General features: G+C 44.6%; 9 protein-coding genes. All 9 read right to left on the bottom strand.

Going from position 1 to position 12,728, the window contains the following annotated elements:
• Positions 1–6 precede the first annotated feature (6 nt).
• The 9 genes from argF to aceB all read right to left on the bottom strand — a co-directional run bounded on the left by argF (position 7) and on the right by aceB (position 12,665).
• Entirely contained in the window at positions 7–957 is a 951-nt protein-coding gene (gene argF, locus ACCB35_RS01785) for an ornithine carbamoyltransferase (RefSeq protein ID WP_374056925.1), read from the bottom strand.
• Positions 957–4,034 carry a carbamoyl phosphate synthase large subunit gene (locus ACCB35_RS01780; RefSeq protein WP_374055501.1) on the bottom strand — a complete coding sequence of 1,026 codons (3,078 nt, stop codon included), beginning with the start codon at positions 4,032–4,034 and terminating at the stop codon, positions 957–959. Before ACCB35_RS01780 ends, argF begins: the two co-directional genes overlap by 1 nt.
• Positions 4,027–5,091 (bottom strand): carbamoyl phosphate synthase small subunit, encoded by a 1,065-nt coding sequence (locus ACCB35_RS01775; RefSeq protein ID WP_374055500.1) that lies wholly within the window; start codon positions 5,089–5,091, stop codon positions 4,027–4,029. The genes ACCB35_RS01780 and ACCB35_RS01775 overlap by 8 nt, the downstream gene beginning before the upstream one ends.
• Before the next feature lie 71 nt (positions 5,092–5,162).
• On the bottom strand, positions 5,163–6,323 hold the full coding sequence (locus tag ACCB35_RS01770; RefSeq protein ID WP_374055499.1) for an acetylornithine transaminase: 1,161 nt from the start codon (positions 6,321–6,323) through the stop codon (positions 5,163–5,165).
• Positions 6,320–7,111, bottom strand: coding sequence for an acetylglutamate kinase (argB, locus tag ACCB35_RS01765; RefSeq protein ID WP_374055498.1), 792 nt, complete (start codon positions 7,109–7,111; stop codon positions 6,320–6,322). Before argB ends, ACCB35_RS01770 begins: the two co-directional genes overlap by 4 nt.
• Positions 7,092–8,321 carry a bifunctional ornithine acetyltransferase/N-acetylglutamate synthase gene (gene argJ / locus ACCB35_RS01760; RefSeq protein ID WP_374055497.1) on the bottom strand — a complete coding sequence of 410 codons (1,230 nt, stop codon included), beginning with the start codon at positions 8,319–8,321 and terminating at the stop codon, positions 7,092–7,094. Before argJ ends, argB begins: the two co-directional genes overlap by 20 nt.
• 14 nt (positions 8,322–8,335) lie before the next feature.
• Positions 8,336–9,370, bottom strand: a complete 1,035-nt coding sequence (gene argC, locus ACCB35_RS01755) for an N-acetyl-gamma-glutamyl-phosphate reductase (RefSeq protein WP_374055496.1) — start codon at positions 9,368–9,370, stop codon at positions 8,336–8,338.
• A 222-nt stretch (positions 9,371–9,592) separates the two neighbouring features.
• A complete protein-coding gene (gene aceA, locus ACCB35_RS01750) occupies positions 9,593–10,873 on the bottom strand; it encodes an isocitrate lyase (RefSeq protein WP_374055495.1) in 1,281 nt (426 codons plus the stop codon).
• 199 nt (positions 10,874–11,072) lie between these two features.
• Positions 11,073–12,665, bottom strand: coding sequence for a malate synthase A (aceB, locus tag ACCB35_RS01745; protein WP_374055494.1), 1,593 nt, complete (start codon positions 12,663–12,665; stop codon positions 11,073–11,075).
• Between the last annotated feature and the right edge of the window lie 63 nt (positions 12,666–12,728).

Genomic DNA, 12,728 nt, shown 5'->3' with positions numbered 1-12,728 from the left:
ATAGCTTTATACAAATAGTGATTGCAGTATAGCCTTCTGTACATGTAATCGATTCTCCGCTTGCTGGAATACGGCAGAACAAGGTCCGTCAATGACAGCCGCTGTCACCTCTTCTTCACGGTGTGCCGGGAGACAATGAAGAAATTTCACTTCGGGTGCAGCATGCTGTAGAAGCTGTTCATTCACCTGATAAGGTTTGAAATCTTTAAGACGCTTAATCGCTTCTTCCTCCTGCCCCATGCTTGCCCATACATCGGTGTATACGATGTCAGCATTCTTTACCGCTTCAAGCGGATCGTAAGAAAGCGTAAAGCTTCCGCCGTTCATTCCGGCAAGCTCAACCGTTTTCCCGACAATCTCTTTAACGGGTTCATAGCCTTCAGGACAAGAAATGACGACGTCCATTCCAAGCTTCGCACATAGAATCATAAAGGAGTGTGCCACATTATTCCCGTCCCCTATATACACAACCTTCAATCCTTTCAGCGTTCCCTTAAGCTCCAAAATCGTGAGTACATCCGCCAACGCCTGACAAGGATGGTACGTATCGCATAGTCCATTGATGACAGGTACATTCGCGTACTGTGCAAGTTCCATGACCTTCTCAGTTTCAAACGTACGGATCATGATTCCATCCACGTAAGAGGAAAGGACCCTTGCCGTATCTGCGATTGACTCTCCTCTACCCAGCTGTATATCACGGGCATTCAGGTAGATGGCATGACCTCCCATCTGGAGCATTCCCGCTTCAAATGAAACACGGGTTCTTGTGGACGACTTCTCAAAGATCATTCCAAGGGTTTTCCCTTCCAACGCCTTTGAATAAGGATTTTTCTTCAAGTACTGTGCCAGTGATAAGAGCTCATGTACTTCTTCCGTTGTGTAATCTAACCAAGTGACAAGATCTCTCCCTTTTAAAGAAACCTTTACCGGCGACGTCGCAACATTTGAATTCATCATACTCTGCTCACTCCCTGTATCGATTTTGATGGTGCCAATGGAATAGGGTTCACTTTATTCACTTTCATACTTCGAATAAAGGCCAACAAGGTCTCTGCTTCCGTTAGAACGGTGACCCCCGCTTCTAAAGCAGCAATTCTTCTCTTCTTCATTTCGTCCGTACCTTCATGACTGAAATATATAGAGGCATTGCTTGTTTCAATCCAGTCATTAAACGAAGTTTCCGAAGAAGTCTGGTACTGTTTTAATACTTTCTGCTTACTATCGACATAAACCGTTCCACCGCTCTCTACAGCCTCATGCAGCCCTTCAAATACTTTATATAGCGCTTCTTCAACCGTTTTACCCAGGCATAACCCTTCTCCCGTTGATTTCATATTGGCCCCGAGTGTTTGATCGATTTCCGGCAGGGCATGTGATGAAAATACAGGATATTTCACTCCAACAACCTCTATTTCAGAAGGAGGGTTAAAGGTGTCTATCTTCAACGTCTCATCGCACATGAGGTCTGTGGCCATATCGATTAATGAGTAACCAAGGACCTTACTGACCACCGGAACTGTCCGGCTTGCCCTCGGGTTTACTTCCAACACGAATACCTCTTCACCCTGCAGCAAAAATTGAATATTCATGATCCCTTTGTAATGAAGGGAAGACACAATCTTCCGGGCATATTCTTCAATCGTTCTCTTGATTTCACCGGACAGGGATTCAGAAGGGAAAATAGACATGCTGTCCCCTGAATGGACGCCTGCCCGTTCAATATGCTCCATCACTCCGGGTACATACACTCCGTCTCCGTCCCCCACCAAGTCAACTTCGATTTCCTGACCTTCTTTGAATTCATCCATTAAAATAGGATAGTAGTCTGCATCCGCTTCCTGTATGAACTTCTGCAGCTCGGTTTGTGTCGTTACTTTCACCATCCCTTTTCCTCCAATCACATAGGATGGACGGCAAAGAAGAGGAAAGGTTAAGTTGTGTGCTACTTGTAATGCCTCCTCTTTACTGTGGCAGATATCTCCTTTTACACGGGGGATCTCCAGTTCATCAAGCAGTTGATAAAAACGTTCACGATCCTCTACATGGTCAATGATATCTGAAGACGTCCCAAATAATCGGATACCTTCCTTCTCTAATATAGAAGCCAGGTTTAATGCCGTTTGTCCTCCGAATTGAACGAGTACGGTATCGACATTCTCATGCTGGATAATGGAAAGGACCGATTCTTTCGTAATAGGTTCAAAGTACAATCGATCTGCCGTCTCATAATCCGTGCTCACTGTTTCCGGGTTATTGTTCACCATAATGGTGATGTATCCATGCTCTTTCAATCGCTGAATCGCCTTAACGGCACTGTAGTCAAACTCGACTCCCTGACCGATTCGAATCGGACCAGCTCCCACAATCAGGACCTTCTTCTCTCCCGGTAACGGTTGAATCTCATTGTCTCCATAATAAGTAGAATAGGCATAATTGGTGATCGCTTCGAATTCACCTGCACATGTATCCACCATTTTAAAGGCGGGCACGATTCCTGCCTTCATTCTCATTATTTCGATGGACTCTTCCGGTTTCCCCATTAATCTGGCAATGGTTTTATCCTCAAACCGGAATTGCTTTGCTTCTTTTAAAAGATCAGAAGTGAAGTCGGATGTTCTTAGCTTATTTTCCATGAATACTAGGTTACTCAAGTTGGACAAGAACAGCTTATCAATTCCTGTCTTTTCATGAAGATGGTGAATTGAAAGGTCTCGTCTCAACAATTCCAACAGTTCAAAAAAGCGAAGATCCGTTGGTGTTCCAATCCTCTTTTCCAGCTCTTCCTGAGACAAGCCGGCCAGTTCGCTATAAATGTTTTCTAAGGACAGATCCAACGACTGAAGAGCTTTATGAAAGGCAGCCTCTAACGAACGCTCGATCGACATCACTTCTCCCGTTGCTTTCATCTTCGTTCCGAGCACCCGATTCGCCTCAGGAAATTTATCGAATGGCCATCTTGGAAACTTGACGACCACGTAATCAAGGGCAGGTTCAAAGCTTGCATAAGTGGTTTTCGTCAGCGGATTGATGATTTCGTTCAATGTATAGCCGACAGCAAGCTTAACCGCTATCTTGGCGATGGGATAGCCCGTTGCCTTCGATGCCAAAGCAGAAGACCTGCTCACCCGGGGGTTCACTTCAATCACATAGTACTGGTTACTGTTAGGGTCTAAAGCAAATTGTATATTGCATCCTCCCACCACTTCTAATGCACTGACAATATTGAAAGCCGCTGTACGCAGCATATGAAACTCTTGATCTGTCAGGGTTTGGGACGGAGCGACAACAATGGAGTCACCCGTATGGACACCAACGGGATCGAAATTTTCCATATTACAGACGGATATACAATTTCCTTTCGAATCTCTCATGACTTCATACTCAATCTCTTTGAACCCGGCGATGCTTTTTTCCACCAGCACTTGATGAATCGGGCTCGCCTTCAATCCGGTTTGAACGAGTTTACTATATTCCTCCCTGGTTGAAGCGATGCCGCCGCCTCTTCCCCCCAGTGTATAAGCCGGGCGGACAATGATCGGGAAGGAAATCTTTTCAGAAAAGCGGATAGCCCCTTGAAGATCGTGTACGATATCACTTTCTGCCGTTGGGTGTCCCAATGTGTCCATCAAGGTTCGAAATTTCTCTCTGTCTTCCCCTTTTTGAATCGAATCCACAGAGGTTCCGAGGAGTGTCACTCCATACTCCGCGAGAACTCCGCTTTCATCCAGCTCCACTGCAAGATTCAGGGCTGTTTGACCTCCAAGGTTGGCTACTAATCCGTCGGGGCGTTCACTAGCGATAATCGCAGTTAACGTTTTGACCGTTAAGGGCTCGCAGTAAACTTTGTCAGCATAGGTCGTATCTGTCATGATCGTAGCCGGATTGTGATTCACGAGAATCACTTCATACCCTTCTTCCTTCAGGGCAAGGCAGCCTTGTGTACCTGAGTAATCAAACTCTGCCGCTTGCCCGATGATGATGGGACCTGATCCGATTATGAGGATTTTTTGAATACTGGAATCTTTAGGCATACATCTTCTCTCTCCCTGGTTGTGTAATCGTTTGATAGAATTGCTGGAATATCCAAGAAGCATCCTCCGGACCCGGACGCGCTTCAGGATGGAATTGAACCGAAAGGATAGGCTTGCTTATATGTTGAAGCCCTTCAAGGGAACCGTCATTGACGTTCATGAAACGGGGTTCCAACCCGGTTCCTGCTAAACTGGCCCCGTTCACGACGTAATTATGATTTTGTGATGTGATAAACACGTCTCCGGTTTGGTTGTCGATGACAGGATGATTTGCTCCTCTATGACCGAATAATAATCGTTCGGTATCCCCTCCAAGTGCCAGTGCGATTAGTTGATGCCCTAAACATATTCCAAGGGTCGGAAGCTCCATGATCTTCTCCTTCAACTTTGGTAAAAGACTCATCATTTCTTTCGGATCTCCCGGACCGTTCGATAGCACAAGTCCATCAACATTTAACAAATCCAACATCTCAAGCTGATGATAGGGAATGATGGTAACAAGACAACCCATCTTTAACAGACTGGATACAATCGATTTCTTCACACCGAAATCGACGACGGCTATATGCTTGTTTCCACTTCCCATCTTGCGGAGCTGAGAAAGGGCTACCTTCTCAATTTGGCCTGTGAGCTTCTCTTTTGAAGGAAGCACTTCTGTATAAGATATACACGCATTTTGAGTTCCAACATCTCGGATGGCCTTCACTACCTGCCTCGTATCCACACCTGTCATGAATGGGATCTTCCACTTCCCGAGATAGTCTTTAAGGGAAGAAGTGGCATGATAATGGGAATACAACTCCGGTGATTGGAGCATGATGACCCCTTTCACCTGCGGCTGTAAGCTCTCGTAGTCATCTTCGTTCACGCCATATTGACCGATGAGCGGATACGTGAAAACTACGATTTGATCTTTGTAGGAAGGATCGGTCAGCACTTCCTGGTATCCCGTCATCCCTGTGAAAAACACAATCTCACCCTGAACGGGCTCTTCTTCATCCATTGTGACTTCACCTATAAAGGTCTTTCCGTTTTCTAAACATAAGTAACCTGTCATGAGATCGCCTCCTAAATTGAATTTTTATTTAAATTAAAGTATTTTTATGCATTTATTCCTAAAAAAATAGATTAGTATACATCAGCTGATTGATGCTGTTTCAGCGTATCGACCAGTATGTGAAGTGCCTGATCGAGCTCGTCATAGGTGACCGTTAAAGGTGGTAATAGACGGATCACATGCGTACCTGCCGGCAGCGTCAATAATCCATTTTCCCGTAGCTCATCGATGATTTCTTTTACTTCCATATCGAATTGGATGCCGATCATAAAGCCTATCCCTTTTACCTCTTTTACGCAACGAAATTCCTGTAGTTGATTCTTCAGCTTTTGCATAAAGTACTCAGATTTACTTTGTACTTCTTTTAGAAACACTTCATCAAAAATCGTTTCAAGAGTCGCTTTCACTGCTGCCATCGCTAATGGATTCCCTCCGAATGTCGACCCGTGAGTTCCTGGCGAAAAGGAGGAAACAAGATCATTTTTGCCTATCATCGCACCTACTGGAAAACCGCTTCCCAGTCCTTTAGCCGTCGTGACGATATCCGGTTGCAGGGAATAATGCTGATAAGCAAATGGAACTCCCGTGCGGCCGATCCCTGTTTGGACTTCATCGACAATGAGTAAAGCATCCATCTCCTTGCACTTCATTTCTACTGCCTGTAAAAATGAAAGAATACCAGGATTCACCCCGCCTTCCCCTTGAATCACTTCTACCATGATGGCCGCAACATCATTTCCTTCCACGTTCGAAAGAGCCTGTTCATCGTTATAGGGAAGATAGTCAAAGGTTGGAACCAATGGACCGAAGCCGCTATGAATCTTCTCCTGCCCCGTTGCACTCATGGTCGCAAAGGTCCGCCCATGGAACGATTGCTTGAAGGTCAGAATCTTCGTTTTGCCCGTATGCTTTTTGGCTAACTTAATCGCTGCTTCGTTTGCTTCAGCTCCACTATTACAGAAGAAAACAGCATCTAAGCCGCTGGCGGAGGCAAGGAGTGAAGCTGCCTCTTCCTGTAACGTAATCGGAAACAGATTGGATACATGCCACAGTTTATCCAATTGTTTTTCAAGAGCCTCTTTCACAGTATAAGGAGAGTGACCTAAATTACAAACTGCTATACCTGAAATGAAATCCAAATAGGATTGCCCGTTTTGATCTTGAACAACCGTATCGTTTCCTGAAACCAATTCTATATCCAACCGATTATAAGTGGGAAATAAATGACTCATACCGCCCTCACTCCTCCTCCGTCTGTTATACGTGTGCCAAGCATCACTCCGTCTTGAATGATCGTATCCTGACACCCGACGATCATTACTTCTTTAATGTTAAGCTCTAGAACCGACAGGGCTGCCTGCACCTTTGGGATCATTCCGCCGTGGATGATTCCGGTTTCTATATAATGAAGGATTTCTTCCTTTGTTACACGTGAAACAATTTCCCCTTCTTTTAAAATTCCGGGAACGTCTGTGACAAAGACCAGCTTCTCTACTTGCAGGCCTTCTGCTATCGCTGATGCAGCCAGGTCTGCATTCACATTGAGCTTTTCCCCATCGTTTGTAGTGGCAAGGGGAGCGATGACGGGCACGTAGTTCAGCGAAAGCAGATTGTTTAATAAGGTAAGGTTAACCTTTTCAATCTTACCAACATAACCTAGGGATCCTTCATCCATGATGCCGGCCTTTAACAAATGGGCATCGTACCCGCTTAAACCGATTGCGTTTATCCCTGCCAGATTGAGTTGATGTGTTAATTCGCTATTCACTTTGCCCTTTAACACCTGTTCAACGACACCAAAAACCTCCTTTGTCGTTTTTCGCTGGCCATGGATGAAGGTGGATTCGATGGCCAGTTTGTTCAGCATAGCCGTGATCTCAGGACCTCCCCCGTGAACAAGTACCACATGGTAGTGCTGCTGAAGATCTTTTATACTTTCATAGAAAAGTGATGAGAGTTTAGATAGGACACTTCCTCCCAGTTTGATCGCAATCACTGGCTTATGTTCGATAACTTGCATTGATTTTGACGTAATCATACGTAAGATCGCACCCCCAGGCTTTTCCTTTTCCTTCTCCACCATGCAACCCGACAGATATGATCACATGTTCAGCTTGCAAATACTGACTTACACTCTCTTCATTGAACGGCTGAGGAGTACCATTCGAAAACACGAGTGTTTCTCCAATATAAATCTCACATTGATAGGGCTCGATCTTCACCTCACTGTGTCCCATTGCACCGACGATTCTTCCCCAGTTTGGATCCCCGCCAAAGAGTGCCGTTTTGACTAAATTGGAACCGACGATCTTTTTTGCTAAAATATTGGCTTCTTGATGGGAATGAGCTCCTTTAACGTCCACTTCCACGAGTTTGGTTGCTCCTTCACCATCCCGGGCAATTTGTTTGGCCAGATCTTGACATACGTGAATTAACCCCTCTTGAAAGTGGTGCCAATCAGGATGGCTTTCATGTAACGTGTCGTTCTCTGCCATCCCGTTCGCTATCGCAATGACCATATCATTCGTAGACGTTTCCCCATCTACAGTGATTTGATTAAAGGATTGATCAATCGCTGTTTTAAGTGCTTTTTGAAGGTCGGTGGATGAAATCGATGCATCCGTTGTAATGAAGCCGAGCATCGTCGCCATATTGGGATGAATCATACCAGATCCCTTCGCACATCCTCCGATTGTGACCGTTTCTCCATCTATTTTCACTCCATAGCATGAAGTTTTTTCGATAAGATCCGTCGTTAGAATGGCCTGTTGAAAAGACTCTGCACTCTGCTCCGTGGAATCAACCTCGATTTCTTTGCAGCCCTTTTCAATCTTCTCCATAGGAAGCCACTCACCAATGACTCCTGTCGAAGCAACCGCTACGTACTCTTCCGGAATTTGAAATCTTTTAGCCGCCCACTCCCTTGTTTGATATGCATCCTTTAGCCCTTGTTCACCCGTACAAGCATTTGCGATCGCACTGTTGACCACAATCGCTTGTAGAGTGTGAGATTTCAAGATGCTTTCTTGTGTGACCTTTAAGGGAGCAGCTTGAAAATGGCTTTGCGTATAAACCGCTCCGACTTGTGCAGGTTTCTCACTGAAGATGATGCCAAAGTCTTTCTTTGAGTATCGAAGACCGGTATGCATCCCCCCTGCCTTGTATCCAAGAGGTGAAAGAATCGTTCCTCCAGGTATGTGCTGAACAGCCTTTTCTTTTACTAGTTTCATTGATTCTCCTCCTCTTATGGATAAATTGGATAGTGATAGAGTCCTGTTGTTTCGTCTAACCCCAGCATTACATTCATATTTTGAACCGCCTGGCCAGCTGCTCCTTTTAGTAAGTTATCGATCACAGACACAATCGTCAGGCGATTCGTCCGTGAATCTACTTTTATGCCAATATCGCAGAAATTCGTTCCAAACACTTCTTTTGTACCTGGGAACTGGCCAATAGGACGAATCCTGATGAAGGGGTGCTTCTCGTAATAGTCTTGATAGATGTTGTGTAGCTGCTCAGTGGTGTATGTGCTTTTTAATTCCGTATACATCGTAGCCATAATCCCACGGGTCATGGGAATAAGGTGAGTCGTAAAGGTAATGGGTCCCGCTTCGCTGTTCCACTCCTTCAATTGCTGTTCAATTTCAGGGGTGTGCTGGTGTTGATGAACTTTATAGATTCGTAGATTTTCCTGGGTCTCAGAAAAGTGACTGGATTGAGTCGCTTTTCTCCCTGCTCCCGATAATCCCGTTTTGGCATCAATAATGATGGAATGGGGCTCTACAAGCTCATGGTGAAAAAGCGGGGCCAATCCTAGAAGGGTGGCTGTCGGAAAGCAGCCTGGGTTCGCAATCAGTTCCGCCTCTTGAATGGATTGTCGATTGCATTCTGTGAGACCATACACCGCTTTCTTTAAAACATCTGAAGATGCTGATTCCCCTTTATACCAATCTTCGTATTCTTGAGGATTCTTCAAACGCAAGTCCCCTGAAAGATCGATTACTTTCGCCTTTTCACCGAGGAGTTTCTGGGATAATTCCTTCGATACACCAGAAGGAACAGCCAAAAAGACGAAATCAAGCTGCTTCATTTCCTCGATATTAATAGGATTCACTACTTCATGTGACAGGTTAAAGAGGTGAGGATATTGATCTGCATAAGGTGCCCCCTCCAAAGAAGATGAATACAAAATACAATTATCTACATTTGGATGATTTGATAACAACCGATGAACCTCCACTCCACCATAACCGGTACTACCAACGATACCAACATTCATAACTATTCACCACACAGATTAAATTTAAATTAGCTCTAATTATATGTATGTATATTAATAAAATCAATAGTATATTTATAAATATTTTCTATAAAGTTAATCTATTCACAAATTTGCATCGATAGTACTACGGGGATGCACCCTAAAAAAAGGTCCGTCCCTCGGGGTATAGCAACCCCCGAGGGACGGACCTTCATTTATATTTTTATGCAATTGAATTTCTTAGAATTGAGCAGCCTCTGTAGAACCTTTAAGGGCTGTTGTAGAGGATGTTCCACCTGAAATCACCATCGATACTTCATCAAAGTAGCCTGTTCCTACTTCGCGCTGATGTCTCGTAGCTGAATATCCATACTTCTCGCTGGCAAATTCCGCTTCTTGAAGCTGAGAATATGCAGCCATCCCGCGCTCTTTGTACCCCCTCGCAAGCTCGAACATGCTATGGTTCAGCGCGTGGAATCCTGCAAGCGTTACGAACTGGAACTTATAGCCCATTTTCCCAAGCTCCTTTTGGAACTTAGCGATCGTTTCATCGTCCAGCTTCTTCTTCCAGTTAAAGGATGGTGAGCAGTTATACGCCAATAATTTCCCTGGGTGCTCAGCATGAATCGCCTCAGCAAATTGGCGGGCTTCTTCAAGGCTCGGTTCTGATGTTTCACACCACACAAGATCTGCATAAGGAGCATAAGCCAAGCCTCTTGCAATCGCCTGATCAAGGCCCGCTTTTGTACGGAAGAACCCTTCAGGAGTGCGTTCCCCTGTAATGAACTGCGCATCGTACGGATCAACATCGCTCGTAATCAAATCTGCGGCATTCGCATCTGTACGGGCTACGATTAATGTTGGAACACCCATTACATCTGCTGCCAGACGTGCTGAAATTAAATTTTTCACGGAGGTTTGTGTCGGCAGTAATACTTTACCTCCCAAGTGTCCGCACTTCTTCTCAGAAGAAAGCTGATCTTCAAAGTGGACGGCTGAAGCCCCTGCTTCGATCATACCCTTCATGAGTTCGAATACATTAAGCTGTCCTCCAAAGCCCGCTTCTGCATCGGCTACAATCGGCACAAACCAATCAATCGATTCATCCCCTTCAACATAATGAACCTGGTCTGCACGCTGCAGGGCTTGATTGATTCTCTTTACCACGGATGGTACTGAGTTCGCAGGATATAAGCTTTGATCAGGATACATTTGCCCGGCCAGGTTAGCATCGGCCGCCACTTGCCATCCGCTTAAGTAAATCGCTTTCAGACCGGCTCTTACTTGTTGGACAGCCTGGTTTCCAGTCAAGGCACCAAGAGCATTGATATAGTCTTCTTTGTGAAGCAGATCCCACAGCTTTTCAGATCCACGTCGGGCAAGAGTATGCTCTATATCAATTGATCCTCTTAAACGAATGACATCTTCAGCTGAATACGGTCGGGATACACCCTTCCATCTTTGATCCAATTCCCAATTTTCCTGTAGTGCTTTTACGCGTTCGTTATTTGCCTTTACCATTATAAATCTCTCCCTTTTGTTTGTTTATCGGTTTTGATTCTAAGCATTAAGTGAAGTTCTTTGGTGAAGTTGTATTTATCTGATGTGCAGTTAGTTTGAGGTCCGTCCCTCCATTCACTGCAGCGGTAATTTATTAAAGTGATTAGGCTTGTGTATTCAACTTTTTTGCTTTGATGATGCTTTTTGCAGGTCCGTCCCCTTAAAGGATTCGGTAACCAGGGATGGTGAGGAAGTCTGTGAATTGGTCGTTCTGGATGAGTTGATCGAATAGTTGGACCGCTTCTGAGAACCGGCGCTCTTTGTACAGTTGTTCTCCCATTTGGGCTTTGAGTTTGGTTAGCTCTTCTTGCTTTAGTCGTTCATAGAGATCTATGGTGATGTTTTGGCCGTCGTTAAGAACTCCTTTAGGATGACGGATCCATTGCCATAGCTGAGCCCGGGAAATTTCAGCGGTTGCCACGTCTTCCATTAAGTTGTGGATCGGTGCTGCTCCTTGGCCGCTCAGCCAGGAAGATATATATTGAATTCCGACGTTAATATTTAAGCGGACACCTTCTTCTGTTATCGTCCCTTGAGGAACTTCAAGAAGATCCTGCTCTGACACTTCGAGATCATCCAATGTTTTCTCTGCAATTTGATTATCATTTTTCATTTCCTGATTGAAAACGTCCATGGCCACCGGTACAAGACCAGGATGAGCCACCCAAGTGCCATCATGACCATCCCGCGCTTCTCTTTCTTTATCTGCTCTCACCTTGTTAAACGCTTCTTCGTTTTTCACAGGATCGTTCTTAACAGGGATTTGTGCGGCCATCCCTCCGATTGCTGGTGCGCCCCTTCTGTGACAGGTCTTAATCGTGAGCAAAGAATACGATCTCATAAAAGGTGCTGTCATTGTGACCGTTGAACGGTCCGGTAAGATAACATCCTCTTGCTCCCGGAGTTTTTTAATATAACTAAAAATATAATCCCATCTTCCACAGTTCAACCCTGATGAATGCTCCTTTAGCTCATAGAGGATTTCATCCATTTCAAACGCGGCCGTGATGGTTTCAATCAGTACAGTCGCTTTAATCGTTCCTTGAGGAATCCCGATATACTCCTGGGCAAATATAAACACATCATTCCAGAAGCGCGCTTCCAGGTGACTTTCTAATTTAGGTAAGTAAAAATAAGGACCTTTGTTCGTTGAGGTTAAATGAGTCGCATTATGATAAAAGAATAATCCAAAGTCGACAAGGCTTGCTGATAGTGATTCCCCATCCAGTTCGATATGTTTCTCTTCCAGATGTAATCCTCTGGGCCGGACAATCAATACAGCATGTTCTTTGTTTAATTCATAACGCTTACCATTTGGATTCGTGAAGTCTATTGTTTGATGTACTGCATCTCTGAGGTTGATTTGTCCTTCTATGAGGTTCGTCCATGTAGGTGAAGTGGCATCTTCAAAACATGCCATAAAACATTTTGCGCCTGAGTTCAATGCGTTGATGACCATTTTTCGATCAACCGGTCCAGTGATCTCTACCCTTCGATCTTGTAAAGCTTGAGGAATCGGACTTACTTTCCATTCACTTTGTCGAATCGATTCTGTTTCAGACAAAAAGTGAGGAAGCTCTCCTCCATTGATTCTTTCCTGCTGTTTCTCTCTGTTGTGTAACAGTTCTCTCCGTTTTGCTCCGAATCGGCGCTCCAGTTGTTCCAAAAACTGCAAAGCTTGTTTGGATAAGATTTCATCAAAGCCTGGCTGAAGCTCCCCAGTTACCTTGATACCAACCATTTTTGTAGACATTGAACACCATCACTCCTTAGCAGTATTAAACAAGTCTTCATTGTTATAATACAGATTATTTAA

Origin of the sequence: Rossellomorea sp. FM04394 (assembly GCF_041889765.1) — a bacterium.
Taxonomy (GTDB): domain Bacteria; phylum Bacillota; class Bacilli; order Bacillales; family Bacillaceae_B; genus Rossellomorea; species Rossellomorea aquimaris_B.
The sequence above is the reverse complement of the archived record's forward strand: the minus strand, read 5'-3'. Positions and strand labels throughout refer to the sequence as shown.